The 26,011-nt window shown below is 61.9% G+C and carries 28 protein-coding genes and 1 tRNA gene; 10 read left to right on the forward strand and 19 right to left on the reverse strand.

All coding sequences use genetic code 11. The features are described from left to right. Nucleotides 1–12: 12 nt before the first annotated feature. Entirely contained in the window at nucleotides 13–882 is an 870-nt protein-coding gene (locus AC5RU3_RS06285; RefSeq protein ID WP_309071732.1) for an HNH endonuclease, read from the forward strand. Between the two features lie 54 nt (nucleotides 883–936). On the opposite strand, the gene AC5RU3_RS06290 is transcribed toward AC5RU3_RS06285, so the two are convergent. Then, nucleotides 937–1,374: a VOC family protein gene (locus tag AC5RU3_RS06290; protein WP_309071733.1), complete on the reverse strand. Its 438-nt coding sequence runs from the start codon at nucleotides 1,372–1,374 to the stop codon at nucleotides 937–939. A 123-nt stretch (nucleotides 1,375–1,497) separates the two neighbouring features. Between AC5RU3_RS06290 and AC5RU3_RS06295 the strand changes: the two genes are divergently transcribed. From AC5RU3_RS06295 to AC5RU3_RS06305, 3 genes are read left to right on the forward strand one after another with little or no spacing between them, the layout of a single operon-like run. After that, the gene (locus tag AC5RU3_RS06295; protein WP_493965054.1) at nucleotides 1,498–2,199 is read left to right on the forward strand and encodes a histidine phosphatase family protein; all 702 of its coding nucleotides are present in this window, start codon (nucleotides 1,498–1,500) and stop codon (nucleotides 2,197–2,199) included. Between the two features lie 15 nt (nucleotides 2,200–2,214). After that, on the forward strand, nucleotides 2,215–2,763 hold the full coding sequence (locus AC5RU3_RS06300) for a DUF3090 domain-containing protein (protein WP_493965055.1): 549 nt from the start codon (nucleotides 2,215–2,217) through the stop codon (nucleotides 2,761–2,763). Then, the gene (locus AC5RU3_RS06305) at nucleotides 2,763–3,530 is read left to right on the forward strand and encodes an SCO1664 family protein (RefSeq protein ID WP_309071736.1); all 768 of its coding nucleotides are present in this window, start codon (nucleotides 2,763–2,765) and stop codon (nucleotides 3,528–3,530) included. The genes AC5RU3_RS06300 and AC5RU3_RS06305 overlap by 1 nt, the downstream gene beginning before the upstream one ends. A 26-nt stretch (nucleotides 3,531–3,556) precedes the next feature. Here the strand turns inward: AC5RU3_RS06305 and AC5RU3_RS06310 are convergent, their stop codons facing one another. The 5 genes from AC5RU3_RS06310 to AC5RU3_RS06330 all read right to left on the reverse strand — a co-directional run bounded on the left by AC5RU3_RS06310 (nucleotide 3,557) and on the right by AC5RU3_RS06330 (nucleotide 7,554). Further along, on the reverse strand, nucleotides 3,557–4,417 hold the full coding sequence (locus tag AC5RU3_RS06310) for a class I SAM-dependent methyltransferase (protein WP_493965056.1): 861 nt from the start codon (nucleotides 4,415–4,417) through the stop codon (nucleotides 3,557–3,559). A gap of 859 nt (nucleotides 4,418–5,276) precedes the next feature. Next, complete coding sequence (locus tag AC5RU3_RS06315) at nucleotides 5,277–5,558, reverse strand: hypothetical protein (RefSeq protein WP_309071738.1); 282 nt, start codon at nucleotides 5,556–5,558, stop codon at nucleotides 5,277–5,279. A 115-nt stretch (nucleotides 5,559–5,673) separates the two neighbouring features. After that, a complete protein-coding gene (locus tag AC5RU3_RS06320; RefSeq protein WP_493965057.1) occupies nucleotides 5,674–6,231 on the reverse strand; it encodes a hypothetical protein in 558 nt (185 codons plus the stop codon). A gap of 351 nt (nucleotides 6,232–6,582) precedes the next feature. Beyond that, nucleotides 6,583–7,098, reverse strand: coding sequence for a hypothetical protein (locus tag AC5RU3_RS06325; protein WP_309071740.1), 516 nt, complete (start codon nucleotides 7,096–7,098; stop codon nucleotides 6,583–6,585). A 303-nt stretch (nucleotides 7,099–7,401) separates the two neighbouring features. Continuing rightward, on the reverse strand, nucleotides 7,402–7,554 hold the full coding sequence (locus tag AC5RU3_RS06330; RefSeq protein WP_493965058.1) for a hypothetical protein: 153 nt from the start codon (nucleotides 7,552–7,554) through the stop codon (nucleotides 7,402–7,404). Nucleotides 7,555–7,563: 9 nt separating this feature from the next. On the opposite strand from AC5RU3_RS06330, the gene AC5RU3_RS06335 reads away from it, so the two are divergent. Beyond that, nucleotides 7,564–7,974, forward strand: a complete 411-nt coding sequence (locus AC5RU3_RS06335; RefSeq protein ID WP_493965059.1) for a nuclear transport factor 2 family protein — start codon at nucleotides 7,564–7,566, stop codon at nucleotides 7,972–7,974. Nucleotides 7,975–8,044: 70 nt separating this feature from the next. After that, complete coding sequence (locus AC5RU3_RS06340; protein WP_458117030.1) at nucleotides 8,045–8,197, forward strand: hypothetical protein; 153 nt, start codon at nucleotides 8,045–8,047, stop codon at nucleotides 8,195–8,197. A 225-nt stretch (nucleotides 8,198–8,422) separates the two neighbouring features. Here the strand turns inward: AC5RU3_RS06340 and nrdF are convergent, their stop codons facing one another. The 4 genes from nrdF to nrdH form a co-directional block, all read right to left on the reverse strand. Continuing rightward, nucleotides 8,423–9,397, reverse strand: coding sequence for a class 1b ribonucleoside-diphosphate reductase subunit beta (nrdF, locus tag AC5RU3_RS06345; protein ID WP_458117029.1), 975 nt, complete (start codon nucleotides 9,395–9,397; stop codon nucleotides 8,423–8,425). Nucleotides 9,398–9,524: 127 nt separating this feature from the next. Further along, nucleotides 9,525–11,675: a class 1b ribonucleoside-diphosphate reductase subunit alpha gene (gene nrdE, locus AC5RU3_RS06350; RefSeq protein WP_493965060.1), complete on the reverse strand. Its 2,151-nt coding sequence runs from the start codon at nucleotides 11,673–11,675 to the stop codon at nucleotides 9,525–9,527. Then, nucleotides 11,672–12,130 carry a class Ib ribonucleoside-diphosphate reductase assembly flavoprotein NrdI gene (gene nrdI, locus AC5RU3_RS06355; protein ID WP_493965061.1) on the reverse strand — a complete coding sequence of 153 codons (459 nt, stop codon included), beginning with the start codon at nucleotides 12,128–12,130 and terminating at the stop codon, nucleotides 11,672–11,674. The genes nrdE and nrdI overlap by 4 nt, the downstream gene beginning before the upstream one ends. A 46-nt stretch (nucleotides 12,131–12,176) precedes the next feature. Then, nucleotides 12,177–12,422, reverse strand: a complete 246-nt coding sequence (gene nrdH, locus AC5RU3_RS06360; protein ID WP_458117026.1) for a glutaredoxin-like protein NrdH — start codon at nucleotides 12,420–12,422, stop codon at nucleotides 12,177–12,179. 366 nt (nucleotides 12,423–12,788) lie between these two features. Here nrdH and AC5RU3_RS06365 point away from each other — a divergent pair, with 366 nt between their 5' ends. Continuing rightward, nucleotides 12,789–13,724, forward strand: a complete 936-nt coding sequence (locus AC5RU3_RS06365) for a LysR family transcriptional regulator (protein WP_458117025.1) — start codon at nucleotides 12,789–12,791, stop codon at nucleotides 13,722–13,724. Between the two features lie 64 nt (nucleotides 13,725–13,788). On the opposite strand, the gene metE is transcribed toward AC5RU3_RS06365, so the two are convergent. Beyond that, on the reverse strand, nucleotides 13,789–16,116 hold the full coding sequence (gene metE, locus AC5RU3_RS06370; protein ID WP_493965062.1) for a 5-methyltetrahydropteroyltriglutamate--homocysteine S-methyltransferase: 2,328 nt from the start codon (nucleotides 16,114–16,116) through the stop codon (nucleotides 13,789–13,791). Between the two features lie 49 nt (nucleotides 16,117–16,165). After that, the gene (locus AC5RU3_RS06375; protein WP_493965063.1) at nucleotides 16,166–17,107 is read right to left on the reverse strand and encodes a methylenetetrahydrofolate reductase; all 942 of its coding nucleotides are present in this window, start codon (nucleotides 17,105–17,107) and stop codon (nucleotides 16,166–16,168) included. Between the two features lie 341 nt (nucleotides 17,108–17,448). On the opposite strand from AC5RU3_RS06375, the gene AC5RU3_RS06380 reads away from it, so the two are divergent. Continuing rightward, complete coding sequence (locus AC5RU3_RS06380; RefSeq protein ID WP_309072568.1) at nucleotides 17,449–18,567, forward strand: aromatic acid exporter family protein; 1,119 nt, start codon at nucleotides 17,449–17,451, stop codon at nucleotides 18,565–18,567. On the opposite strand, the gene AC5RU3_RS06385 is transcribed toward AC5RU3_RS06380, so the two are convergent. Together AC5RU3_RS06385 and AC5RU3_RS06390 are read right to left on the reverse strand one after the other, a co-directional pair. Then, nucleotides 18,564–19,772, reverse strand: coding sequence for an App1 family protein phosphatidate phosphatase (locus tag AC5RU3_RS06385; RefSeq protein ID WP_493965064.1), 1,209 nt, complete (start codon nucleotides 19,770–19,772; stop codon nucleotides 18,564–18,566). The genes AC5RU3_RS06380 and AC5RU3_RS06385 overlap by 4 nt on opposite strands. A gap of 78 nt (nucleotides 19,773–19,850) precedes the next feature. After that, nucleotides 19,851–20,012: a hypothetical protein gene (locus tag AC5RU3_RS06390; RefSeq protein ID WP_309072569.1), complete on the reverse strand. Its 162-nt coding sequence runs from the start codon at nucleotides 20,010–20,012 to the stop codon at nucleotides 19,851–19,853. Between the two features lie 171 nt (nucleotides 20,013–20,183). Between AC5RU3_RS06390 and AC5RU3_RS06395 the strand changes: the two genes are divergently transcribed. Further along, nucleotides 20,184–21,113: a 5'-3' exonuclease gene (locus tag AC5RU3_RS06395; protein ID WP_493965065.1), complete on the forward strand. Its 930-nt coding sequence runs from the start codon at nucleotides 20,184–20,186 to the stop codon at nucleotides 21,111–21,113. Here AC5RU3_RS06395 and AC5RU3_RS06400 read toward each other — a convergent pair. The 4 genes from AC5RU3_RS06400 to AC5RU3_RS06415 all read right to left on the reverse strand — a co-directional run bounded on the left by AC5RU3_RS06400 (nucleotide 21,110) and on the right by AC5RU3_RS06415 (nucleotide 24,573). Beyond that, complete coding sequence (locus tag AC5RU3_RS06400) at nucleotides 21,110–22,312, reverse strand: MalY/PatB family protein (RefSeq protein WP_493965066.1); 1,203 nt, start codon at nucleotides 22,310–22,312, stop codon at nucleotides 21,110–21,112. The genes AC5RU3_RS06395 and AC5RU3_RS06400 overlap by 4 nt on opposite strands. A 429-nt stretch (nucleotides 22,313–22,741) precedes the next feature. Next, nucleotides 22,742–23,275, reverse strand: coding sequence for a DUF6640 family protein (locus tag AC5RU3_RS06405; RefSeq protein WP_493965067.1), 534 nt, complete (start codon nucleotides 23,273–23,275; stop codon nucleotides 22,742–22,744). A 250-nt stretch (nucleotides 23,276–23,525) separates the two neighbouring features. Further along, complete coding sequence (locus AC5RU3_RS06410; protein ID WP_493965068.1) at nucleotides 23,526–23,801, reverse strand: hypothetical protein; 276 nt, start codon at nucleotides 23,799–23,801, stop codon at nucleotides 23,526–23,528. A 274-nt stretch (nucleotides 23,802–24,075) separates the two neighbouring features. Further along, a complete protein-coding gene (locus tag AC5RU3_RS06415; protein WP_309071040.1) occupies nucleotides 24,076–24,573 on the reverse strand; it encodes a hypothetical protein in 498 nt (165 codons plus the stop codon). A 431-nt stretch (nucleotides 24,574–25,004) separates the two neighbouring features. Between AC5RU3_RS06415 and AC5RU3_RS06420 the strand changes: the two genes are divergently transcribed. Beyond that, nucleotides 25,005–25,550: a YceI family protein gene (locus AC5RU3_RS06420; protein WP_309071041.1), complete on the forward strand. Its 546-nt coding sequence runs from the start codon at nucleotides 25,005–25,007 to the stop codon at nucleotides 25,548–25,550. 310 nt (nucleotides 25,551–25,860) lie between these two features. Here the strand turns inward: AC5RU3_RS06420 and AC5RU3_RS06425 are convergent. Then, nucleotides 25,861–25,936, reverse strand: a tRNA-Ala gene (locus AC5RU3_RS06425). Nucleotides 25,937–26,011 lie beyond the last annotated feature (75 nt).

Below are 26,011 nucleotides of genomic sequence, written 5' to 3' on the forward strand. Positions count from 1 at the left end.
ACACTGATGGGTATGGCTGCGGTGATCCTGGGCTGGAACCCTGAACGATGGAGCTGGGACGGGACGTACGCGCGTGCGGTGAGTGAGACCCATGAGGTTGGGAGACACCTGGGGAGGTGGCCCAACGACTGTACTGAAGTTCAGCCGATAGGCACTGAAGCATGGCTGTTCGTCCAAGGGGGCGGGCCGAACCAGCGCGGTCTCATCGGCCACGGGGTGACGGTCAGCAAGCCCTTCCGGGCTCATTCCCACACCTTCGATACCGGAACCGGAAGCTACATTCAGGTGGAGTTCGATCTCCTGCTTCCCGAGGGCGACCAGCTGCGTACTGCAGAGCTCGCTGCTCGAGTGCCCGCAGTGGAATGGGAGTCGCTGAACGCCTCCGTCCAGCGCCTTCCGACCGGTTCAGAGGCGGAAGTGAGAGCGGCGTGGACCGAACATGTCATCGGCGACCACGACGGCGACACCCTGGAACCGCCGCCCGGTACCTGTCCGGAGGACGCTTTGACGCGGGTCGCTGTGAATCGATACGAACGCAACGCGGACGCCAGGCGTGTGGCGCTTGCCCATCACGGGTCACGATGCGCGGCATGCGGTTTTGACTTCGAGCAGACGTACGGAGCCCCGGGGTCCTCGTGCGTGCACGTTCACCACACGGTGCCCGTCTCCCAGCTCGGAAGAGGCTATGAGCTTGACCCGACTGCCGACCTGATTCCACTCTGCCCGAACTGTCATCACATGGCCCACCGCCGCAAGCCGGACGCCTACACGGTGGCGGAGCTCCGGGCGATGATCTCGGCAGGCGGGCACCTTCGTGGCGCGATCATGAGTGAGGAGCAGATGGCAGCCGAGGCCGCGGCGAAGACGCTTCTGCAGAACTAATCCGCGAGACACTTGGTGTATCGAGCGCTGTGCAAGCGTTCCTGACACCGGCAGTCAGCGCTTGTTCAGCTCCTCGGCGAGCATGACGATGATACCGCTGGGGCCGCGGACATAGCTGAGTTTGTAGGAGTCTTCGTATGTCGCGACACCGCGCAGGGGGTGGCAGCCGTGACTTGCGGCAACCTCCAGGGCCTCCTCGATGTCGTCGACCGAAAACGCCACGCGGTGCATGCCGATCTCATTGGGTTGCGTGGGTTCCGTCTGGATCGCGTCAGGGTGGATGTATTCGAAGAGTTCCAGCCGACCGTTGCCATCGGGAGTCTGGAGCATGGCGATTTTGGCATGGTTGCCGTCGAGCCCGACTGCAGTGTCGGCCCACTCTCCGCTGATCGTTTCACGTCCCAGGACGGTGAGTCCAAGATCCGTGAAAAATGCGATCGTCGCTTCGAGGTCGCGGACCGCGATGCCGACATTCTCGAGTCTGATGGGCATAACGTTCACGGTAGCAAGTCGAGGCAACCCTCCTCAGGGCCGGGCGCCCGATAAGCAACCGGCCGCCCTTCGGCATGATTGAAGAAGGTAGGGGACCTCTTGGTCAATGGTTACGCTGGGTCAATGGCGACAGTTCTTCTCGTGCGGCACGGCCGCACCACAGCTAATGCTTCCGGGCTGCTGGCCGGCCGGGCCGACGGCGTCAGTCTGGATCAGGTCGGCCGCGACCAAGCGGCCTTGACAGCTGATCGACTCGCTGCTGTGCCGGCCGTCGGAGTGGTGTCGAGCCCCCTCGAACGGTGCCGGCAGACCGCTCAGTTCATCATCGATCGCCAGACTGGCTCTCCCCACGCGCCGCTTGATCCCGATATAACCGAGTGCGATTACGGCCAGTGGCAAGGCCGTACGCTCACCGATCTCGCAACCGAGAACTTGTGGTCCGTTGTACAGTCGCAACCGTCCGCCGTCACCTTCCCCGGCGGCGAGTCCATGGCCGCCATGCAGGCTCGGTCCGTGGCGGCGATTCGCCGCCACGATGCAGCATTCGAGGCTGAGCACGGACCGGGCGCGGTCTGGGTCGCGGTGAGTCACGGAGACATCATCAAATCAGTCCTCGCCGACGCGCTCGGCATGCACCTCGACCTGTTCCAGCGCATCGCTGTTGGTCCGGCCTCTGTGTCAATCGTGCGCTACGGGCCCAGCCGCCCAACCGTCCATGCGACCAACACCGACGCCGGAGACCTCTCATGGCTCGCGAATACCGGCACTTCCGACGACGCGCCGGTGGGGGGTGGCGCAGGACACACGGCGCCGCCGGCCGGATGAGCCTAAAATGATCCCATGCCTACAACTGTTCACGAGTTCGCCTGGCCTGACCGCGTCGTCATCGGCACCATCGGCGTTCCGGGGCAGCGCACTTTCTACCTGCAGGTACGTGCCGGTAAGCAGCTCGTGAGTATCGCGCTGGAAAAGCAGCAGTCCGCGCAACTGGCCGAGAAGATTGACGAAATTCTCGACCAACTCATCACCATCGAGGGCAACCCGTTCAGTGTTCCCACGGGCACACCCATCGAACTCGTCGACAACGACCAACTGGAGACGGTCGAGGAGCAGTTCCGCACGGGCGTCATGAGTCTGGGATGGGACCCTACAACGGCGCAGATCGTCGTCGAGGCCTACCCGCTCGCGGATGTAGACGCTGAGGACGAGGCGGTCCTCGACGAGGACGCCGACGCGTCCGAAGTCCTGCGGGTCAGCATGCCGGTCGGTACCGCCCGCGCCTTCGCGAAGCGCACCCGGGAGATCGTGGGCGCCGGGCGTCCGATCTGCGTGCTCTGCGGTCAGCCCATCGACGCCGACGGACACACCTGCACCATTCCCGAGGCCTGATGTCGCCGCTCGACCTGGTGACAGCCGAGCTGACGCTCACCGGCCGCATTACGACCGCGTCCAACGCCACATTCCTCGGCAGCATCGGCGAAACGACGGTCGTATACAAGCCGATCGCTGGCGAGAAACCGCTGTGGGACTTCCCTGAAGGGTGCCTAGCGCACCGGGAGATGGCCGCCTATCTGGTGTCGGAAGCCTTCACCTGGAACGTCGTTCCTCGTACGTGGCTGCGCGATGGTCCTTTCGGGGAGGGCATGGTGCAGCTCTGGCAGGAGACGGATCCTGACCAGAGTGCGGTCGACCTCATCGCCGCAGAAGACGTCCCCGAATCCGGCTGGAAGCAGGTCCTTGAGGGTCAGGACGAAAGTGGACGGGTGGTAGCCCTCGTCCACGAGGACACGTCGCCGTTGCGACGCATGGCGGTCTTCGACGTCGTCGTAAACAATGCAGACCGGAAAGGCGACCACATTCTTGCCAGCGCGGATGGGCACCGGTACGGCGTGGACCATGGGCTGACCTTCCACACTGACCACAAGTTGCGCACCGTGCTGTGGGGATGGCTGGGCGAGGAACTGACCAGCGACGAGCTCGACGGCGTGGATCGCATCAGCGGAGCCTTGAACGGTGAGCTGGGCCGGGAGCTAACGGACCTGCTCACCGCGGACGAAATCGCTGCGCTCGACGCGCGCTGCGCCCGCTTACGCTCAGCAGGGCGGTTTCCCGCCCCGAGAGGGAACATGTCGGCCGTGCCCTGGCCATTGTTCTAAGGGATCCGTCTCGTTCAGGTGAGTGATCAAGACTCATGTGGTCCTGCGTTATCGCCAGGCTTTGACAGCGTGAATATCCCATACCGCATCGCACCGGTGCGGTAGGCCAGGATCAGGCGCGGGACGCTCAGAACGAAGATGCTGCTGCGTGTGCCAAGGGCGAGGCGGCGGATCTGCCGATCGACAAGGAAGACCTTCGCAATTCGACGGGCGCAGATCGTCCACGTCCGCTCGACGCGGCGGCTGACGTCCTCATAGCTGACAATCTCAAACCCTGCGGCTTTCGCCATCGCCTCGTACTCCTCGCGCGTGCCCATCGACGGCAGCCGGCCTTCACGGCAGATCGGCCCCAGCAGGTGGCGCACCTTCCAATTGCTGGCATCAGTCTCGGCGAGCCACGCACAGACGACGAAGCGGCTGCCCGGCATTAGCACGCGATGCGCCTCGGCGAAGAATCCGGGCTTGTCGACCATGTGCTCGCTCGACTCGATTGCCCACGCGGCATTAGCCGACGCGTCGGGCAGCCCGTTGCCAAGCCAGTCACGGAGCTGGATGTCCACGTGGGGTGCTGGATGCGCAGCGGCGTAGGCGGCCTGCTCGGCGGAAAGGGTGAAACCGGTAACGCGCACCCCCCGCCTCACGGCGAGCTGCCTCGCGGTGGAGCCGTAGCCGCATCCGATATCGACGCACTCATCTCCGGGCAAGAGCCGCAACCGATCGCCCACCGTGTCGACCAACGCTTCGACAGCCTCGACGGGCGTTTCTCGACCCGTCGCCCATAGTCCGTGATGGACATGCTCACCCCACACCCGACGATAGATCGGGTCGAGCTCGTCATAGTGGTCCGCAACCGCGACGGCGTTCTGGTGAATATCGGGGATGATCACGCCGTCACACTACAACGTCCGTTCATGCGTCGGAAGGCCGCTCAACGTCAACAGCCCAGCGGAGGAGTCCCTTGTGGCTTGATCACTTCTTGGACTGAAGGAGGGAGGCGGCGGGGACTCGAAGGGGGAGAACGGTCCCCGCCTCGCGGGAGTGATCTCCGTCCAGACCAGGTCCCGCTGCGTTTCATTGTGGGTGGGGAACGGGCCTCGATCCATAGCTTCGGTGATTGTTACCGAAGCTGCTGCGCACATGACGCCTGGGCCCCACCCGTAGAATCCTCGAACGGCGGACAAGTTCCTCCGTACGATTGTCAGTCCTCGCCCGCCGCCCCGCTAGTCTTTAGGACTTCCTCATGTCATGGTCCGATTTGTCCCATGAGGTGACCACCCGGTGACCGGGGTTCAGGTAACTGTGGTTTTCTGCGATGACTTTCTCGGTCTTCGGTGTTGAAACTGTCCACGTTCCAGGACAGGTCTTGCACTTGATCGTTCCCATATCCGCCCCAAAGTTAATTCTGCTGAGATGCACTTGATAACAGCATCCGGCCTGACACTCAAGCCGTCAACGGGTTTAGTCGAGACGTGAGACTTACTTGAGGGAAGCTTGAACTTACCTGTCGGTAGGCACCCTGACCGCACCGGTCAGGGCGAGCGTAGCCTCTGTCGGCACGACTTCATCTGGGCTGGAAGCCCCCGCTTTTGTGGTTCTTCGAGGGAATCAGAACCCGGCTATGGTGTAGCCATTCCAACCGGTCCCAATCAGGTTGTTCATGATTTTCCAGCTGCGGCGCAGCCCTGCCAGCCGCTAGTTGACTGACTTCTCTCAAAGTCGGGGGGCTACGCCGATATGGGCAAGGGACTATTCATACGGGATAGTCACGAATCCATCCGTCCACTTGTCCTCACCTAGCGTCAAAGTGTCGATCATGAAGCAATCAGGTTCGTCCTTGCAGCCTGGTTGCTGGCGCGCTCTTTCGATGCGGCCTTCGGCCTCGGCTCTTGTGGCGTAGACACCCAAGAGTTTCAGGCTGTCGCCGTCCTGTTCATCCCAGGTCAGCTCGCCGTCCTCACCGAAGTGTTCCGTCGGGGAACCATCCAAGAACTTTGCATGACGGACATGCCAAACCATAAATACGTCCATGTTGGAAGTGTCTCACCGGCGCCCACCCCTCGGAGGTAAGGAGACCAACCAGCACCTGATCGAACCGGTCGGCAAGGTATAGGCACGCAGCTAGGACGCCCTGAAAGCCTGGCCGCTACTCTTTCGGGTCCTGCCAGATCAGCTGGCTCATATTGTTCTCGCCGTCGGCACGCAGGGTGACCGGGTAGCTCTGACCGGGAATGAATAGCGGGTCTTTCACGGTCAGCTTGTAGAACGAGGGCTCGATCGGCTCGCTGCCGCAGGACCGCTCGTCGGGCACCTGAGCAGGGAAAGCAGCCAACGACGCATTGTCGCCGCGGCTTTGGGCTTGAGGGGCGTTCGGGGAGACTTCGAGCGTAATCACGTCCCGAACAATCGAGATGCCATCAACGGTCTGCCCGCACTCGTGATGACCGTTTAGGAGTACGATCGCTTCCTGCGGCGAGTACACCAGCCCAGCGGAACCCTGGATCTCGTTGAAATCATCCATGTCATAGATCGACTGCCATTCAGCGTCGTCGACCGGTTCGATGGTGATCGGCTCCGTGGGCGCCGCACTCACCTCAGGGCTGGCAGCAGAGGGCGCTTCCGTGGCCTCCTGGCTTGATGCGCAGCCGGTGAGTACGGAGCTGGCGGCAAATACTGCAACCGCTGCGCTGAAAATTCTAGCCATTGAGCCCCCGCATGGTCGTAGGAATTGCTCGAAGACTACTACGCGGCGAGTCGGCTCAGGCAGCTGGCAGCATTGTTACGCGAAGAGCCGGACGGGGCCGGTCCTAGGGGCGAAAGCGGCCCCCGGTAGGCGCTCTCGCCGAGTCGTCAGACGGCTGCTCCCGCAACCAGCGTCTGATGTGTGGCTTGCTGTTTCCTTCGAGAAAGACGGTGGGACCGCGGCCGGGGAAACCGGGCCCCACCTTTCAGGAAGTGCTAGCCGGCGTCCCGGCATCTCCTGGGTACATTCTCACTGCTGGACGATGAAATCGCACAGCAGCGGGTCACCCTCCAATTCAGGCTCGTGGCTCAGTCACGGGCAGCTGAGGTTCGGGTTGAAGGCCGCGAAGGTCCCGCTCGGGTTCTTCTCGTAAATCCATGCATGTAGCGAATGGTTGCCCGGGAAAGGCCCCTCTTCGAACGGAATTCCGGCCACCGATGGTGCCTGAGTTAGACCAACGGTCAGGAATTCGACTGCGACAAGATCGAGCCTGCCCCTGTCGTCCGGCATAAACACCAGGACCTCCGGAGCTTTTGGATCGATGACGCCGTCGACCAGGGCGCCATTCACGTAGTGGACGCCCATGGCGCCGAGGCCTGGGACCTCCACGCAAGGGCCTTCCGGTAGGTACCCGGCCTTCATCGCGTCCTCAACCTTCCTCAGGTCCTTTGTAGACTTCTTGAGGGTCTTGACGAGGTCATGGGCGGCGCGCGTCTCCGTGCCGCCTGTATGAGCATTTGCTGCACCGGGTGCAAGACCGCCCATAAGGAGGGCGGCAACCGAGGCGAGGGCGACACCAGATCGCCTGAAACTGGGCAGAGTGTGCATTTTTTTGGCTCCTAGGCCTAAATCAGAAAGCATTCCAAAGTGGAGCGTGACTGACACCCCGAGCTGAGACCGCGCAGGAGGTTAGAAACGTCCTTGACGGGCCGTCCGGGACCAACGGCTGAGCAACAACAGACAGTGTAGAAGCTACCTATGGGGCCCACAAGGACCCTTCCAGATCAATCAACGAGTCAAGCTGTTTGTCGGCCTCGACAACGGCGAAGAGCTCGAAGCGGTCACGCATGACCTTGCCAAGTTCGGCTACGTCGTACGCTCCACCCTGACGACCCCGGTCCGAGGCTTCATCTACGACGCTTTGCAGGAATCCACCACGGTCAGGGCCGGCGAGAGCGTTCCGCCGAGCAGAAGACCGCCATCCTCGGGATCGAGCAGGCTCTGGTCATAAACGTCCGCCGCAGCTAAGGCGGGCAGGACTGCTGAGATCACGGTTGGGTTCATACTGATGTCATGAGCGATCGTGCTGGCTTCCTGAACTGGGTGCGGACTGAGCTGTTCGAAGCCGAACTAGCTATTCACAATGGTGACGCCGGCCCGAGGAAGGCACTCTGGTCGCGCAGTGAACCCGTGAGCGTCCTAGGGGCATGGCGCAACGCCTTCGGACGGCAGGAGCTCGATGAACTGTTCACCGACCTAGCCCAGCAGTTCTCCGACTGCACCTCGTACAGATTCGAGCTGCTCGCCTTCGACGTCGTCGGCGACATGGCATACACAGCGGGACTTGAACGTACATCAGCCTCCGTCGACGGTGAACCTCGCAGTTACGTCCTCAGGGTCTCGCAAATCTATCGACGAGAAGGCGGCACGTGGAAGGTTGTCCACCGGCATGGCGACACGGTAACCGCTGATGGTGAGCAGTGACCTCCCACGCCACCATGACTACTGAGCCCTCCGGCTAGGCTGGCAGGACAACTCAACTCCTGGGGGAACCATGATGCTCGAACCTTCACCACTGCTGCTGCTCGTCTACGGCCTGGTACCGGCGCTGATCAGCGCGCTGCTGCTGTACGTCGTCGTCCGGTTCGGCGTGAAGCACGGCATGCGCGCCTACTACGCCGAGGAACGCCGCAGCCCGAGCAACTGATCTCGGTGGCTGCCGTCAGGTCAGGATTCCCGCAGCCTGGTGATGACCTCGTAGTCGGCGCCATGGCGGTCCGGTCCTCATCCGACGGCTGCTACCGAGTAGCATCAGTACTCACGTCGTCGCTTCTTATACCTAGGCCTGCACTCACCTTGAGGCTGACATTCCAGGCACTTGAGTTGCCAACTAGTCATCGAATCGCCAACGAGCTTCCGATCTCACGAACGTCTAGAAGTCCCAGTCCTCGTCTTCGGTGTTGACGGCCTTGCCGATGACGTACGAGGAACCCGACCCCGAGAAGAAGTCGTGGTTCTCGTCCGCGTTTGGTGACAGGGCCGACAGGATCGCAGGGTTCACGTCCGTGACCGACGACGGGAACATTGCCTCGTAGCCCAGGTTCATTAGCGCCTTGTTGGCGTTGTAGTGCAGGAACTTCTTGACGTCCTCTGCCAGGCCAACGCCGTCGTACAGGTCATGCGTGTACTGAACTTCGTTTTCGTACAGCTCGAACAGCAGTTCGAAGGTGTAGTCCTTGATCTCCTGGCGCTTCTCCTCGGAAACCTTCTCCAAACCCTTCTGGAATTTGTAACCGATGTAGTACCCGTGAACGGCTTCGTCGCGGATGATCAGCCGGATCAGGTCAGCGGTGTTCGTCAGCTTGGCGCGCGAGGACCAGTACATCGGCAGGTAAAAGCCGGAGTAGAACAGGAAGCTCTCCAGCAGTGTGGAGGCCACCTTGCGCTTCAGAGGATCGTCGCCCTGGTAGTAGTCCATGACGATACTGGCCTTCTTCTGAAGGTTAACGTTCTCCGTCGACCAACGGAATGCCTCGTCAATTTCCTTGGTGGAAGCCAGCGTGGAAAAGATCGAGGAGTAACTCTTGGCGTGCACCGACTCCATGAACGCGATGTTCGTGTACACGGCTTCTTCGTGGGGGGTGATCGCGTCCGGGATCAGCGAGACGGCGCCAACAGTGCCCTGGATCGTATCCAGTAGCGTCAGGCCGGTGAACACCCGCATGGTGAGCTGCTGCTCATCATGCGTCAGCGTGTTCCACGACTGGACGTCGTTGGACAGCGGCACCTTTTCAGGCAGCCAGAAGTTATTGACCAGACGGTTCCAGACCTCGACATCCTTGTCGTCCTGGATACGGTTCCAGTTGATCGCCTCAACGTGCGACAGCAACTTAACCTTCTCGGTCATTGTGACCCCTTGTCCCATTCAATCGAACTGCCCCTCAGGGCGGTGAAATTCCTCTTATAAATGTACGACGACGGCGAGCCGGCTTTCCCCGCCGGCCCGCCGGCGTCGTCGTTGGCTTACTTCAGCGTTACAGCATGCAGCTGACGCAGCCCTCAACCTCCGTGCCCTCCAGCGCGAGCTGACGGAGACGGATGTAGTACAGCGTCTTGATGCCCTTGCGCCAGGCGTAGATCTGGGCACGGTTGATGTCACGCGTGGTGGCGGTGTCCTTGAAGAACAGCGTCAGCGAAAGCCCCTGATCCACGTGCTGCGTGGCAGCGGCGTAGGTGTCGATGACCTTCTCGTAGCCGATCTCGTACGCGTCCTGGTAGTACTCTAGGTTGTCGTTCGTCAGGTAGGGCGCCGGGTAGTACACGCGTCCCAGCTTGCCTTCCTTGCGGATCTCGATCTTCGCTGCCACCGGGTGAATGGAGGAGGTCGAGTTGTTGATGTAGCTGATCGATCCGGTCGGCGGTACGGCCTGCAGGTTCTGGTTGTAGATCCCGTGCTCCATGACCGAGGCCTTGAGCGCCCGCCAGTCCTCTTGGGTGGGGATGTGCACGTTGGCGAACAATTCCTTCACGCGGGCGGTCTGCGGAACCCATTCCTGCTCGGTGTACTTGTCGAAGTACTCCCCCGACGCGTACTTCGACTTCTCGAAGCCGCCGAAGGTCTGACTGGTCTCGATCGCCAGCAGGTTGGAGGCACGGACGGCGTGGTACACCACTGTGTAGAAGTAGATGTTCGTGAAGTCCAGACCCTCTTCGGAGCCGTAGTGGACCCGCTCGCGGGCAAGGTAGCCGTGCAGGTTCATCTGGCCGAGACCGATGGCGTGGGACGCGTCGTTGCCCTTGGCGATAGACGGGACCGAGGAGATGTGGGACATGTCCGACACAGCCGAGAGGGCACGGATTGCGGTCTCGATGGTGCTGCCGAAGTCGGGCGAGTCCATGGTCTTGGCGATGTTCAGCGAGCCCAGGTTGCAGGAGATGTCCTTGCCGGTTTCGGCGTAGGAGAGGTCCTCGTTGTACGTGGTGGGCTGTGAAACCTGCAGGATCTCGGAGCACAGATTGGACATGATGATCTTGCCGTCGATCGGGTTGGCCCGATTCACGGTGTCCTCGAACATGATGTACGGGTAGCCGGACTCGAACTGGATCTCCGCGAGCGTCTGGAAGAACTCGCGGGCCTTGATCTTGGTCTTCTTGATCCGTGAGTCGTCGACCATCTCGTAGTACTTCTCGGTGACGGAGACATCGGAGAACGGCATGCCGTAAACGCGCTCGACGTCGTAGGGCGAGAACAGGTACATGTCCTCGTCCTTCTTCGCCAGCTCAAACGTGATGTCCGGAACGACAACGCCGAGTGAGAGGGTCTTGATGCGGATTTTCTCGTCGGCGTTCTCGCGCTTGGTGTCAAGGAAGCGGTTGATGTCGGGGTGGTGGGCGTGCAGGTATACGGCTCCGGCGCCCTGGCGTGCGCCGAGCTGATTGGCGTAGGAGAAGCTGTCTTCGAGGAGCTTCATCACGGGGATGACGCCGGAAGACTGGTTCTCGATCTGCTTGATCGGGGCGCCGACCTCGCGGATGTTCGTCAGTGCGAAAGCGACACCGCCACCCCGCTTGGACAACTGCAACGCCGAATTGATGGAGCGCCCGATGGACTCCATGTTGTCTTCGATGCGGAGCAGGAAGCAGGAGACGAGCTCGCCGCGCTGCTTCTTGCCTGCGTTGAGGAAGGTGGGTGTTGCCGGCTGGAAGCGGCCCTCGATGATCTCGTCCACCATGCGGGTGGCGAGTTCCTCGTTGCCCCGGGCCAGGTGCATGGCAACCATGCAGACGCGGTCCTCGTAGCGCTCGAGGTACCGCTTGCCGTCAAAAGTCTTCAGCGTGTAAGAGGTGTAGAACTTGAACGCGCCGAGGAAGGTCTCGAACCGGAACTTCTTCGCGTAGGCACGCTTGTAAAGGTCACGGATGAAGTTCATGGTGTACTGATCGAGCGTTTCCCGCTCGTAGTACTCGTTCTTGACGAGGTAGTCGAGCTTTTCCTCGAGGTCGTGGAAGAAGACCGTGTTGTTGTTGACGTGCTGCAGGAAGTACTGGTGCGCGGCTTCCCTGTCAGCCTCGAACTGGATCTCGCCGTTCGGGCCGTACAGGTTGAGCATCGCGTTGAGCTCGTGATAGCCCAAACCCTTGAATCGCTCGGGAAGTGCGGGTGCTTCTGGTTCAGCGACTGTCATGTCCAAAACTCTTCCAATCCTTGGGTTACCCGGTCAACGTCCTCAGACGTGCCCATAAGTTCAAATCGATACAGCACGGGAACACCGCATTTTGCCGCCACGATATCCGCAGCAAGGCAGTAGGTGTCCCCGAAGTTGGTGTTGCCGGCGCCGATGACGCCGCGCAGCAGCACGCGGTTGTTCTCGACATTGAGAAACTTGATGACCTGCCTGGGCACTGCGCCCTGGCCGCCGACTCCCCCATAGGTGGGTAGAACCAGCACGAACGGGCTGAGCGCGTGCAGTGTGTCTTCTTTAGTGAGGAGCGGAATTCGCGACGAACGGACGGGCAATTTACTGACGAACCGATGGGTATTGTCCGACGCCGACGAAAAATAGATCAACGACGCGTCAGTTTCCAACGGTTCCCCCGCTGCCCGTCCGCGAGCAGGTCGACTAATGGTTGGTGTTGTCATGGTGACTACATCCGCCCTCGCGAGTGGGTAAGACTGAAAGCCGTGCCTAGGCTACGGAAGTAACCGATCCCTGAGCGAGCTCGTTGATCTTGTCGGGGCGGAATCCTGACCAGTGATCCTGGTCGGTGATGACGACGGGCGCCTGCATGTAACCGAGCGAGCGGACCCGCTCCAGCGCTGCGGGATCCTGAGAGATATCGACGCTTTGGTAGGCGATGCCCTTCTTGTCCAGGGCCCGATAGGTGGCGTTGCACTGTACGCATGCTGGCTTGGTGTAAACCGTGACGGTCATGTCCCTGACTCCCCTTGTGAAGTGCTGTTATTCGGCCAATGTTGGTGGGCTTCAAGCCGCTCTTCGGACCGTCAAACGGTCGATGCGGAGACTGCCTCGCCAGCAGGTATTTCGATATCTAGATACTACATCTAGTGCAACGCAGTGGCGCCGACCCCAAGATGATGTATTACAAGTATGTCATTCGCCGGTCGATTCGTCCACAGGGAATCCACATGCAGCAGCCCGTCAGAACGGCTCAACGGCGCGGTTGCATGCAGTAGGGTCCACAGGCTGTGGAGCGCTGTCCACACAGGAAAATGGCGAGCGTGTCGCGCTTTCTCGGCGTGTCGCTGCGTAGGGGAAAACGCGTGAGAGGATGACGACGTGGTCAATCCCGTTCACCTGCGGACCCTGCTTGAAGTCATCCGGCACGGATCCTTCGCGTCCGCCGCCACACGGCTCGGTTACACGGCCTCGGCAGTGTCCCAGCAGATGTCAGCGCTGGAACGGGACACCGGCGTCACTCTCTTCACTCGATCCGCACGCACCGCTGTTCCCACGGAAGCCGCCGTCGTCATGTCACGCCATGCTGCCAAGGTGCTGACGGACATCGACACTCTCCTGGCATCCACCGCCAAAGCCGGCGCCGCAGTGACCCAGGAACTGCGGCTGGGGATCTTTCCAAGCCTCGCAACGTTCGCTCTCCCCCGGCTTGTGCGCACGCCGCAGTGGCAGCGGCTCGGAATCAACCTCAAAGTCTTCGTCGGCGAGCCGGCGCAAACCATCCATGGCCTGCGCACCGGCGGTGAACTGGATCTAGCCCTGGTCTTTCAGGTGGGACAGGGCGGCCTTGCCTGGCCCTCCTCGGTGAGCCGGCAATGGATCGGTGACGACAATTTCCGGGTGGTGCTGCCCGCGGCCTGGGGTATAGGCGAAGGTTCCACCGTCTCGGCTGGGCAGTTGGCCGATATGCCGTGGATCATGCATCACCCCGGCACCTCGGACGCAACGGTGATTGAACGGTTGTTCGCCAGCTGCAATCTCCACCCGCATGTCGCCGCCTACTGTGACGACTTCAACGCCAGCTTGGCCATGGCAGCCTCCGGCATGGGCGCAGCGCTCGTACCTGAACTGGCCATGCTCCGTGCACCCGAAGGCATTGTCGCGCTCGATGTTCCCGAGATCCGCCTCGCCCGCAGCATCTTCGCCCTGCAGATTGCCGGAAAGCAGACCACGCAGGTGCGTCTGTTTATGGACCAGCTCGCGGATGTGCTCAAGGACCGGCAGATCGTGCCCCGGAAGAGCAGCCGCCCGGCCTAGCCTCCCAGGAACGCAAAAGCGCGGACCGGAAACCCGGCCCGCGCTTCAGCTGTCTCGAGGGTTACTACGAAACCGCCGCCTCCAGCTGTGAACGGACGGATACCGTCGCGTTGACGAGATTCCGCAGCGACTCCTCAGTCTCGGCGTAGCCTCGGGTCTTCAGGCCGCAGTCCGGGTTGACCCAGAGCTGGCGCGCAGGCACATGCTGTACAGCCTTCTCCAGCAGCTCGGCGACTTCCTGCTCGCCAGGCACGCGGGGCGAATGGATGTCGTAGACGCCGGGGCCAACGCCGCGCTTGAAGCCGTGGCCTTCAAGGTCGTGTACAACCTCCATGCGTGAGCGGGCAGCCTCGATCGAAGTCACGTCGGCGTCGAGGCCGTCGATGGCATCGATGATGGCGCCGAACTCCGAGTAGCACAGGTGGGTGTGGATCTGCGTCTGTGGAGCGGCGGACGCCGTCGACAGCTTGAAGGAGTTGACCGACCACTCAAGGTATTCGGCCTGGTCTGCCCTGCGCAGGGGCAAAAGCTCGCGCAGCGCGGGCTCGTCCACCTGGATCACCTTGATTCCTGCGGCTTCGAGATCGGATACCTCGTCGCGCAGAGCTAGCGCCACCTGGTTGGCTGTGTCGCCGAGCGGCAGGTCGTCGCGGACGAAGGACCACGCGAGGATGGTTACCGGTCCGGTCAGCATCCCCTTGACCGGCTTGTCAGTCAGGGTCTGGGCGAACTCAGCCCACGGCACGGTGATGGGAGCCGGACGGCTGACATCACCCCAAAGGATGGACGGACGCGTGCAGCGGGAGCCGTATGACTGAACCCAGCCATGCACCGTGACCTCGAAACCGTCGAGGTTCTCGGCAAAGTACTGCACCATGTCATTGCGTTCGGGCTCGCCGTGCACCAGGACATCGAAGCCGAGCTCTTCCTGCAGGTCGATGACGCGCTTGATCTCGTCCTTCATGAGCTGCTCGTACTGCTCGGGTGACAGGTCACCCTTGTTGGCCCGGGCACGGGCCGAGCGCACTTCGGCGGTCTGCGGGAAGGACCCGATGGTGGTGGTGGGCAGGGCCGGCAGGTCCAGTGCCTGTTCCTGGGCGGCGACGCGGGCCGCGTAGTCTCCCCTGGAGAAGTCCGACGGCGACAGGGCAGCTGCGCGGTTCCGCACCTCGGCACGGTTCACGCCCGCGGCGCCCGCCCGGGAAGCGAGCACTTCAGCCGCAGCCTGGATCTCGGCGTCGATGGCGCCCGGGTTGCCGATTGCGCGTGCCAGCGTGACGACTTCGGTCACCTTCTGGTCGGCAAAGGCCAGCCAGCTGCGCAGCTGTCCATCGAGCTGCTGCTCGTCCTCGACGTCGTGCGGTACATGCTGCAGCGAGGTTGAGGTGGACACGGCGAGGGCCGGCACGGAGGCTGCCAGCTCGGCGAGCTTCGCAGCGGCAGCGCCGAGGTCGGCCTTCCAGATGTTGTGTCCATCCACGACACCTGCCACCAGGGTGGTCTCGCCGAGCTGCGCAAGATCGGCCGCATCCGGAACTTCGCCCTTGAAGACGTCGATGTGGAGAGCGTCGATATCGGTGCCGCCGATGACCGGCAACAGGGAACCAAGGGAGCCGTACTGGCTGGTGACCAGGATGGCCGGACGCTTCGTCGCCTCAGCGGACAGCGCGGCGTAGGCACGCTCGACGGCGGCGGCCACCTCGCTCTCGGGAATCGCCTGATCTGCCACCAGAGCCGGCTCCTCAAGCTGGACCCACTGAACGCCGGCCTCGGCGAGCTTGCCGAGGAGCTCCACATACAGCGGCAGCAGATCATCCAGACGGCTCAACGGGTCGAATCCTGCGGGTGCTTCGTCGGCGGCCTTGCTGAGCAGCAGGAAGGTCACAGGACCGATCAGGGTGGGACGCACGGTGTACCCCGCGGCAGCGGCTTCGGCAACGTCGCGCAGGATCCAGTCGTTCGCCAGTGAGAAGGCTGTTTCCGGTCCGATCTCGGGCACAAGGTAGTGGTAGTTGGTGTCGAACCACTTGGTCATCTCGAGCGGTTGCCGCTCCTTGTCACCGCGGGCGAGGGTGAAGTAGGCGTCAATGCCCAGAGAGCCGTCGCCGTCGTACAGGTCCTTGAAGCGGTCCGACACGGCGCCGAAGGTTACCGCTGTGTCCAGCACCTGATCGTAGAGGGAGAAGGACGCCGGGATGGAATAGTTGCCGGCCTCCAGGCCGAGGTCGGCAAGCCGGGCATAGGTTGCGGCGCGGAGCTCTGCTGCGGTTGCTTCCAATTCAGCGGCCGAGGTGCGGCCGGCCCAGTAGGCTTCAACAGCCTTTTTCAGCTCGCGGCGACGGCCGATGCGCGGGTATCCGACGATGGTGGCTTTCGGGAATGCGGTTGTCATGAGGGTCCTTTTCACGTTCGTTGAGGTTCAGTCAGGCATTGAGGTTCAGTCAGGCAGTACGTCCGAGCCCACGCGGAACGGGGGGTCGGCGGAGATCAAGGTGCTCGAGCACGTCCAGCGCTGCTGCGTGCTCATTGAAGGTGTAGAGGTGGATTCCGGGTGCTCCGGCGTCGAGCGCTGCGTTGGCAAGGTCGACCGTCGCCTGGACGCCGATGCGGCGGCGCGCGGCGTCGTCGTCGGCTGCTGCCAAGCGCTCACGCAACTCGTGATCCATTTCGATGCCGGCGAGCTCGCTGAGGCGGTCCAGCCGGCGCACGCTGGTGAGCGGCATGACTCCGGGGATGATGGGAATTTCGACGCCGGCGCGGCGCGCTGCGGAGACCAATCGCTGGAAGTGGTCGGGGAAGAAGAACACCTGCGTGATCGCGAAGTCCGCGCCGGCCGCCTGTTTGGCGAGCAGCGCCTCGATATCGTGGCCGAAGCTTGGTGATTCCGGGTGCTGGGTGGCATATGCGGCGACGCCGACGGCGAGTCTGCCGGCGCACAAATGCGCCGTCCTGCGGCGTTCCGCTTCGCGGACGAGCTTCACCAGATCGCTGGCGTAGGACAGATCGCCCGGCTCCACGGTCGGGTCTCTGGGAGCGTCCCCGCGGAGCGCGAGGATGCCGCGTACACCGAGGGTGATGAGTTCATCGACGAGGTCGAGGAGGTACTCGCGGCTGTTGCCCACGCAGGTGAGGTGCGCCAGGGGCTTGAGCGAGGTCTCCGTCAGGAGTTTGGAGAGCAGCTCGACGGCGGTGCCACGGTTGGAGCCTGAGGCACCGTAGGTCACCGAGACGTAGTCGGGGCTGGTCTGCTCAAGCTCGCGGATGGTGCGCCAGAGCGTTTCGGCCGCACTGGTGCTGCGCGGTGGGAATAGTTCATAGGACAGGGCGGGATACGGCTCGGGAGCCGGCGGACCCACGGTATGGACAGACTTTGCTGGTGACATTCGTCATCCTCGGTCGTTAGGACATCCGGCTGCCGCCCGGCACAAAAAATATGCAGAAGCAGAACCGGAATGAAATAAGGAAAGGAAGCAGGACAGAATCCCGATCACCGCGCGGCCGCGCGGCAGGGAACTCCTGCGAAACAAATGTCAGGCCCACATGGGGGCACCCACACTCCCAACTTTGGGAGTCGCTGACCCGTTACGGAAGTAACTTGCCCTGAACGTTACGGCACGGTCGCGCGGGCCTTCAAGAATTGTTGCGACAACCCCGACACATTTCGTGGAGCGGTCCTCCACGAAGCACTTACGGGGCTCTCATAAACGGTTGCCATACTGAAGGAATGCGACGCCTGCTGACCCATTCCGGTGACCTGCGGGAGCGTACCCGGCACCTCATCATGCACGAGCGCCTTCTGTTGGCCATCAAGACCGCCCTGGCGGCGGCGGTTGCATGGTGGCTGGCTGTGCGGGTCCCCGGAGTTGCCGCGCAATACCCCTACTACGCTCCGCTCGGTGCGGTGGCGACGATGTATCCCACCATCGCCGGATCAGCGCGGCAGGGTATGGAGACCCTCCTGGGCTTGGCCGTGGGGTTTGCGCTGGCGCTTCCGATCATCTTCATGGGGAGTGTTTCCGTGCTTTCCCTCGCGATGGTCGTCGGTGTGGGCGTACTCGTTGCTGGCATCCCTCGATTCGGTGCAGGCAGAGACTGGATTCCAATGGCCGCCATCTTTGTACTGCTGGTCGGGGGCAACGATCCGGAAGAATACTCCTTCAGCTACCTCCTTCAAATGCTTGTCGGCGTGGTCGTCGGGCTGGTGGTGAACCTGCTGATTTTCCCGCCGCTTCACCTTGACGGCGCGGTACGCGGTCTCCGGGACTTCCGGGCGCTGCTGGCCCGTCAGCTCTCCGACATGGCCAAGGCCATCACGGAATCCTGGCCGCCTGAGCACGAGGAATGGGCCGAACGCGAGGGTCGGTTGACCGATCTGGGCCAGGAGGTCCGTTCCGCGGTGCAGTTGGCGGACAGCAGCAGGCGCGGAAACCCACGACGACGGCGCTATAAACGCGATCTCGCCGCGGACTACCAGCGGCTACAGGCGATGGAACGGATCGCCTTTCACGTTCAGGACATGACTGAGGTCCTTGCGGGGGTCATCTGGCGCACCCCCGAATCCACTCCCCTGCCACCGGCACTGGTTCAGCCCCTTGCCGATGCCATTGCCCGGACTGCAGAGGCTCTGGATGAGTGGGACCCGGAAGGTTCCACCATGACGCGCGCTGAAGATGCCGTGGAGCACCTGATGCAGCAAATCTCCTCCGGAGCCGCTGCCGAGGAGCGAATCCAGGCAACAGCGGCGCTGGGTATGGACCTGCGGCGGATCCTGCTGACCGTGCGTGCCGAATCCGAGTCACCCTATGACGGGGCAGTACCGGACGTCGGGAAACGAGGGAGCTAGACCTCGTCCTCCGGGTCGATACGGGCCGCACTGTCGATGATTCCCATCCGGCTCAGCTGATCCGACATGCCGGCACCGTCGCCAGCGTAAATCCACGGAATGCCCGGCGTGGACCCCGCAAGGTTGGCCTTCGATCGTCCACCCGCGAGTACGGCTTCGCTTGTGGAGAGCTGCCGTATGGCGATCGCCCGGACATTGTCCGGGTGGTTTCGCGCAAACTCCGCATAGATAGCCTCATCATGCTGTCCGTCGTCACCGATCAGCAGCCACTTGACCGAGGGGAACTCCTCAGCGAGCCGCTCCAGTGAGGACCGCTTGTGTTCCTGTCCGCTACGAAACCAGCGGTCGCGGGTAGGGCCCCAGTCGGTAAGGAGTTTTGGTCCGGCGGGGTACAGGTTCCTTGACAGGAACCGGGTCAGGGCGGGCGCTACGTTCCAAGCGCCCGTTGAGAGGTACAGCACGGGGGCGGCCGGATGCTTCCGGACGATCCGTTCCATCAGGACGGACATCCCGGGAGTGGGAGTACGCGCATGCTCATCAAGCACGAAGGTGTTCCAGGCCGCCAGAAACGGACGCGGCAGAGCGGTCACCATGACGGTATCGTCTATGTCGGATACGACGCCGAACGTTACGTCGTTCTCGACGACCCGCACGGGAGCGTCAGCCACGACTGAGTCCCCGGACTTGATGCGGACGGTATGCCAGCCCGGTGCGAGCGAGGCATCGATGTGGACGTCTATGACGCCGCCCCTGTCCGCATGGACGACGGCGGTGGTTCCGTTGACCTCAAGCGTCACTTCCGCATTGCGCACCGGTGCGCTGACGAAGTTCCGCCATCCACGGAGCCCTTCCTTGATTGGCTTCATGGTCTCCTTGCCCTCAAGCGGCTGGAGATCACGTGGGTTGGAGAGAACCACGCGACCGAGAACACGGATCCAGGTGGTGGTCCCGTAACCCGTGTACGGAATGATGGTCTCGACGCGGCCACGCTTCTCCGCGATACGGGTCTGCAATGAGTGCCACGTATCGCCGATCATCAGACCGAGGTGGGTCCGTTCCCTGATCTCCGCCCCAGGTGGGGGCAGCGGTATGGGTGTGGACTGTCCGCTCGCGGATGATGCCGGGTCTTCAGGACGCCTATCGGCTCCTCCCGCGAGGGCTTCGTCAGATGGTGCCTGCTCGAATGGTGCCTGGTCGGTTGCCATGGCTCCAGTCTTGCATGATCAAACCGCGTTGCCACAGGGAAGCGCGCGTCGCTCTGCTGCTCAACCAGGTTGGGCCGCTTAGACCATCGCTTCCTCGCGCTGCTCGGAAGCCTTCCAGATGGTCACCGTCCTGTGCCCGGGGTTGAGGAAGGTGTGGTTCTCGGAAGTGACTGATTCGGCTGTCCTGGTCTCGACTACCCACGTCCGCTGACACTGACGGCACCGCATTAGTCCAGTCATGATGCACTTGCTCCGTTCGTGCTTTTGGTTGTCCGGTCCCAGTGTGGACCTACTTGCTCCAAGCTTCAAGGGTTTTCATCGATCGAATGGATATATTTTCTGAGGACTGGGTGAGGTTCGGTGGCGCGCCGTCGTCGTCGTTCCGGGACTGCACCATGGGAGGATCTGAGAGTGGCCGAACGACTGATGCTCCTCGATACACCGTCCCTGTACTTCCGCGCTTTTTATGGGTTGCCGGACAGCCTCAAGGCAGCCAACGGGATGCCGGTAAACGCCGCTCGAGGGTTGCTTGACATGATCGCCCGCCTGGTGACTGATTATGAGCCGACACACTTGGTCGCCTGCTGGGATGATGACTGGCGTCCCCAGTGGCGCGTAGAGCTCATTCCCAGTTACAAGGAGCACCGGGTTGCCCGGAAGGTTCCGGACGGTCCGGACATCGAGGAGACGCCGGAGGGCATGGTAGCCCAGCTCCCGCTGATCCGCGAAACCCTCGCCGCGCTTGGTCTGCCGATCATCGGAGCGGCAAGGCACGAAGCCGACGATGTCATCGGCAGCCTCGCCAGCCAAGCCACTATGCCGGTGGACATTGTCACCGGTGACCGGGACCTGTTCCAGCTTGTCGACGACGCCAGCGGCGTGCGGGTGCTCTACACCGCCCGGGGAATGAGCAAGCTCGAAGCAGTCACCGATGTGACGGTGGTGGGTAAGTACTCGGTACTTCCCGGCCAGTACGCCGACTTCGCTGCGTTGCGGGGTGACACCTCAGACGGCCTTCCCGGCGTTGCCGGCATCGGCGACAAGACGGCGGCCAGCCTTCTCAAGGAATTCGTCGATCTCGACGGGATCATCGACGCGAGCAAAGACTCCTCAAGCGCCATGTCAGCGTCGGTACGCCAGAAGCTCACGAGTGCTGCCGACTATCTGGCTGTAGCTCCGACGGTTGTCGGCGTGGTCCGGGATCTGGACCTGGGCCAGATCGATTCCCGGATCCGGCCGCTTGATGCCGAGCAGGAAGTGGCACTGAAAAAACTGGCAGAGCAATGGAACCTCGGCGGCGCGGCGGACCGCGTACTGAAGGCGTTGGCCACCCGCGGCTAACCTGCCCTCCGCTGGGCGAGTGCCCTTTCCATGCGCCGAACTGCCTCGATAAGGATTTCCGGGTGCGTCGCGAAGTTGAGCCGCGCGTGGCCGGCGCCACCCGTTCCAAACACATGGCCCGAGCTCAGGGCGACCCGCGCCTGATCGAGGAAGAATTCGGCAGGCCCGGCCAAATCGGTAACAACCGCAGGGTCGTCCTGGGGAGCGGATTCACCGAACCCCAGTTCCCGAAAGTCCAGCCAGGCCAGGTATGTGCCCTCCGACGGAAGCAGCCCGGTTCCCGTGAGATGCTCGGCCACAAGCTTGCCAAGCAGGTCGCGGTTGTCATTCAGGCCCATCAGCAACTCATCCAGCCAGGCACCTCCCTCGCTGAACGCTGCCGTGTGAGCGAGGACTCCAAGGTGACTGGGGCCGTGACTTACCTCTTCCGGCAGCCGGGCAAGGTCCGCTGTTGCTTCGGGTCCTGCGATGAGAAGTGCCGCTTTCAATCCCGCTAGGTTCCATGCTTTTGATGCGGAGGTGAGCGAGAAGGCGTCATCGCTCCCCGCAACGCTCAGATAGGGGGTGAAACTGGCCCCGGCGAGCACAAGCGGACCATGGATCTCGTCCGCTATGACCCGCACCCCGTGACGGCCGGCTAGCTGCGCAACCTCCTCAAGCTCCTGGCGGGTGTGGACCGTGCCAGTGGGATTGTGAGGGTTGCTGAGCAGGAAGGCGGGCTGCCCCGACGCGGCCCGCGCAGCCTGAAACGCCTCGTCGAGATTGCCCAGATCAAGGCGTCCATCACTTCCGAGAGGTGCTTCGACAATGCGCCGGTCGGCATGTGTGGTGAAGGCGAAGAATGGTGCATACACCGGAGGTGTGACGACGACGGCGTCCCCCGGCGCCGTCACCAGCTTGAGGACCTCGACGATACCCATCATGACGTCAGGAACGACAGCGATCCGATCGGTATCGACGTTCCTCCATCCCCAACGCTCTACGGCAAACGTCCTGAAGGCTTCCGCGTAGGCGTTTCCCGCCGGGTATCCGGTGTCGCCTTGATCGATTGCCTGCTGCAGTACTGCCCGGACCGGCGGTGCCAGTGGGACATCCATCTCCGCGACCCACAGCGGCAGGACATCGGCGGGGTAGGTACGCCATTTGAGGCTTGAGCGCTCTCGTAGCTGCTGAAGGGTCAGTTGGCTGAGCGGGTTCATAAGGTCAATCTATACAGAGTGCAACGCCGGTCTGCGATAGGTGCAGGACACAAAAATGCCCCGCCAAAGGCGAGGCAATTTCGTGTTGAGTTTGGTGGAGCTGAACCCCGACTCGCTGATAGGTATTCGAGTTCAATCCATGTTTCCTTGATAACCCGTATCACACGATATCGCTGGTATCTCGCGGGTTGCTTCGCTTTCACCGCTCCCGTGACACTCCGTAAGATCCCCTGTTTTCCTCCTTGAAGCACCGAGTAAACGGCGGAATTGTGCGTTATCTGGATGATGCCGGAAAGAGTGCTTCGGTGGGGTTGGCCGGACAGAGTTTCGGGTCACTCAGTCCCCCAGCTGAAGTTCATGACGCAGCGCCAATGAACGATTCACCGACCTCTTAGGCAATATAAGGAGGGAGCCGCAGCGGGGACAGGGCTAGCTCCTGCCCCCCATGGACGTTGAATTTGGCCAGCTTGCCAGCGCCGGTCCAGGTAATAACCCACAGCGATCAGCCCCAGCATTGCACCGCTGGCGAACCGTTCGTCGATCCACACCCCCCCGCACCCGCGGGACCATCTCAGGGAACTCGGTCTGCAAACCTCCAGTGCCAGGAAAACCGATCGCCGCGCCCATGGACGCCCAGAAAAACGCCGGCAATAGCGCCCCCATTGCGATGTCTCGCTGTGGTGCCGAGCCCCTACGATTCAACACCCATAAACCACCCAGCCCCAGCAACGCCCCCATAGCGACCGTTTGCGCGTCATGGAACCTGGCGTGCGGGGGCCAGTTGGGATTGAACAAATGTGTCCGATTCCAGTCCGCCGCGAATCCGCCAACAGCGGTGGCACCAGCCACGACTTTGAGAACCTTCCGACCTGCAGACACGCCCTGTCCCTCCCACTCGCTCACTCCTTGACCAGACCACGCCAACCGAAGCAGCGGCCCGCAAATCAGTACCAAGGGGCCCACCGTCAACAATCAGGAACAAAGGCGGCAGACCAACCCACTCATGGTGGGCCTTGAACATTACGCCGCGCACCTCCACCTGTCTGTACCTGTGCAGCCAACTGATGTGAACACACACCCGAGATCCTCAGCCATAGACAACCACCACATCACACACCTCCACAGAGTGCTCCGGGGAGAGTGAAACACCGAGAGCTTTTTCACTGATGGGCGGAGGTCATCACTGAGAGTCTGGAGCGCTTGGGTTCGGAGGTTACTGCCGCATGTAGGTGTACCTGCAAACCCGTTCAACGATGTGTGGAACGGCTGCTGGAATGATCATCACCCCTGCATAGAGGGTGGAGGGGTCGATCTTGGCTGACCGCAGGCTGTTTTCGTACGCATAGATCGATATGGGCGGTCCTACTATCTCCCGCGCAGGTTCCCCTTTGATGAGCTGGTTGACGCTGCGGCCTCCAACGAGGATTTTAATCTGTACGCCGGGCATCTCGGCTGCGGCGTTACATGCGGCGCGGAGAGCAGTGGTCAAGTCTGGAGAGGGTTCATGCCCGGGGCAGGCCAGGTGCAGGACCAGCACGTTGGTGCCAGCTATCTGGCTGATCGCGAACGACAAAGTGTCGGCTGAGCCAGTTGGTAGTTTCCGCACCCTTGCCCTGATCAGTGGACTGTCGCTGGGTGAGCGCCGCGCAGGTGCAACGCTTACTCGAGCATCCACCCTCTCCACTGATTAAGGGCCCGCAGCGAACCCCGTCATCTCCGGCCCATTAACAGGGGGGCAACTCTCGCAGTGCAAGCAAGGAAGGCTAGTGGCTGGTGCGACCCCGGGTGGAAGAAAGCCTCGGAGGTAATACCCGGTCGGCCACCACGCCGGTCACTACCGAGAACACTGCTTTGTGCAGGACATCAACGGCTCTTTCACCCGCGGGCCAGGTCGCCGGCGGCGCGCCGACACCAGTGGAGTTCTCGATGGTCTGATCGAATCCGAGGCGTATCACGGTGTGCCAAAGGTTCGCGTGCACCCCGCGGATACCGGTCACGGCCCAGATCCCCCGCAACGCACCAAGAGCCGCACCCGTGGCGTAATGCATAAGGTGATTCCACACCACAGGCTTAGCGCCATCACCTGTTTGCTTGCCAAGCAGCGCCAATAACGCCCGAGCGGGCACATAGGAGTTCGGGCGGTGGGTCACGGCCTGTTCAAGCTTCTCACCAACCGCCATTACTGCTGCTCCGGCAAGTCCTGCTGCCGCTCCGGTTGCGGCCGCTCCACCCAGTTCGTTAAGACGAGATGCCCTGGTCATGATCTTCCCTTCCTAATCTTCTCACTGTTTCACTACTACTCAGTCGGATCACCGACGGAATCCACACGAACAGGACGGGAAACACCACAAAGGCTGCCACCATAGTCCATCAGTCAGACAGCAAACCAACATCGCCGGCCTGGAGCCCAGAGGTGATGTAGGACCATTACTCCCGAAGTCCCATAAACAATGATAAGCACGCTTACCGATTTCGCACCGGCCTCGCAACCGCGCTTCATACTGGAGTCATTGGCGGTTTCCAGCAGCGCTGGGCGAATGAGGCCTAGGGCGCCAAGAACTTCGAGTGTGCCGATGGTTTTGAGACTGGCTGCTTGGCTTTCGGCTGGTGGCGTCTGGACAAAACTTTCAGAGTGCAGCAGTGTGGGGCTTGGTCATCCTGACGGGTTTTCACTGATAAGGAGATGCAAAAAGTGACGCTGCCACAAGGAATAACTCCAGGTGTCTGGGTTCTTGACATGTCGCACAGTGAGATTGCATTCACGGTCCGGCATGCGGGCATCAGCAAGGTGCGCGGCCGCTTCCTCGAGGCTTCCGCCGAGGCCCGGATCGGGGAGTCTCTGGCCGACGCGTCGCTGCACGCCACGGTCAAAACTTCCAGTTTCGATTCCGGTGACGCCAACCGGGATGCCCACGTGAAGGGACCGGAATTTTTTGATGTGGAGAAATATCCGGAGATGACATTCCGCGCCACGTCCATAGAAGGTGACGGCGAGGACTATACGCTGACTGGCGATCTAACTATCAGGGGAGTGACTAGGTTGGTGGAACTGGAAGTGGAGTTCAGCGGTGTGGCTGTGGACCCTTTCGGTGCCACGCGCGCAGGCGCCTCGGCCGAGGCCGAGATTAGCCGCAAGGACTTCGGCCTGACGTGGAACGCGGTACTGGAAACCGGCGGCGTGCTGGTCAGCGACAAGGTAAGGATCAATATCGAAGCGTCGCTGGTCAAGCACTCCTGACGACCCCTCTGCAAACCTTGCCCTTTCTCTACCCCTTTTGCGGGTCGTCCTGGTCGGAGACCGCAATAGCGGAGGAATCGCGCTCCTGGACAGTCCCGGACGGAGCACCGAGCTCGACGTCAACCTATGGAAGTAAGTAAGAACCTCCGACGCGCCCTACTACCCGCCTTTTCACCCGAGATGATCCGCACCTTCCCCAAAGCATGTGTGAGCGCCTTCATGCCATAGTTTTAGCTGCACCAAGAGCGCACGGTGCAGACATAAAGAAATCCGCTGGAACAGGGCTTCTCCCTTTGTTCCAGCGGATCATTGGTGGAGCTGAGGGGACTCGAACCCCTGACCCCCTGCATGCCATGCAGGTGCGCTACCAGCTGCGCCACAGCCCCAAACTTGTTTCCTGGCCCTTACCGGCCGAAGCAACTTGTCCAGTTTAGACAATTTTTCTGGTCCCGCAAAATCGG

This window comes from Arthrobacter sp. MDB1-55, assembly GCF_059092925.1.

Coding starts and splice junctions, on each gene's coding strand:
- AC5RU3_RS06285 (WP_309071732.1), top strand. CDS start 13: ATGGCTGCGGTGATCCTGGGCTGGAACCCTGAACGATGGAGCTGGGAC.
- AC5RU3_RS06290 (WP_309071733.1), bottom strand. CDS start 1,374: ATGCCCATCAGACTCGAGAATGTCGGCATCGCGGTCCGCGACCTCGAA.
- AC5RU3_RS06295 (WP_493965054.1), top strand. CDS start 1,498: ATGGCGACAGTTCTTCTCGTGCGGCACGGCCGCACCACAGCTAATGCT.
- AC5RU3_RS06300 (WP_493965055.1), top strand. CDS start 2,215: ATGCCTACAACTGTTCACGAGTTCGCCTGGCCTGACCGCGTCGTCATC.
- AC5RU3_RS06305 (WP_309071736.1), top strand. CDS start 2,763: ATGTCGCCGCTCGACCTGGTGACAGCCGAGCTGACGCTCACCGGCCGC.
- AC5RU3_RS06315 (WP_309071738.1), bottom strand. CDS start 5,558: ATGGACGTATTTATGGTTTGGCATGTCCGTCATGCAAAGTTCTTGGAT.
- AC5RU3_RS06320 (WP_493965057.1), bottom strand. CDS start 6,231: ATGGCTAGAATTTTCAGCGCAGCGGTTGCAGTATTTGCCGCCAGCTCC.
- AC5RU3_RS06325 (WP_309071740.1), bottom strand. CDS start 7,098: ATGCACACTCTGCCCAGTTTCAGGCGATCTGGTGTCGCCCTCGCCTCG.
- AC5RU3_RS06330 (WP_493965058.1), bottom strand. CDS start 7,554: ATGAACCCAACCGTGATCTCAGCAGTCCTGCCCGCCTTAGCTGCGGCG.
- AC5RU3_RS06335 (WP_493965059.1), top strand. CDS start 7,564: ATGAGCGATCGTGCTGGCTTCCTGAACTGGGTGCGGACTGAGCTGTTC.
- AC5RU3_RS06340 (WP_458117030.1), top strand. CDS start 8,045: ATGATGCTCGAACCTTCACCACTGCTGCTGCTCGTCTACGGCCTGGTA.
- nrdF (WP_458117029.1), bottom strand. CDS start 9,397: ATGACCGAGAAGGTTAAGTTGCTGTCGCACGTTGAGGCGATCAACTGG.
- nrdE (WP_493965060.1), bottom strand. CDS start 11,675: ATGACAGTCGCTGAACCAGAAGCACCCGCACTTCCCGAGCGATTCAAG.
- nrdI (WP_493965061.1), bottom strand. CDS start 12,130: ATGACAACACCAACCATTAGTCGACCTGCTCGCGGACGGGCAGCGGGG.
- nrdH (WP_458117026.1), bottom strand. CDS start 12,422: ATGACCGTCACGGTTTACACCAAGCCAGCATGCGTACAGTGCAACGCC.
- metE (WP_493965062.1), bottom strand. CDS start 16,116: ATGACAACCGCATTCCCGAAAGCCACCATCGTCGGATACCCGCGCATC.
- AC5RU3_RS06375 (WP_493965063.1), bottom strand. CDS start 17,107: ATGTCACCAGCAAAGTCTGTCCATACCGTGGGTCCGCCGGCTCCCGAG.
- AC5RU3_RS06380 (WP_309072568.1), top strand. CDS start 17,449: ATGCGACGCCTGCTGACCCATTCCGGTGACCTGCGGGAGCGTACCCGG.
- AC5RU3_RS06385 (WP_493965064.1), bottom strand. CDS start 19,772: ATGGCAACCGACCAGGCACCATTCGAGCAGGCACCATCTGACGAAGCC.
- AC5RU3_RS06390 (WP_309072569.1), bottom strand. CDS start 20,012: ATGACTGGACTAATGCGGTGCCGTCAGTGTCAGCGGACGTGGGTAGTC.
- AC5RU3_RS06400 (WP_493965066.1), bottom strand. CDS start 22,312: ATGAACCCGCTCAGCCAACTGACCCTTCAGCAGCTACGAGAGCGCTCA.
- AC5RU3_RS06415 (WP_309071040.1), bottom strand. CDS start 24,573: ATGACCAGGGCATCTCGTCTTAACGAACTGGGTGGAGCGGCCGCAACC.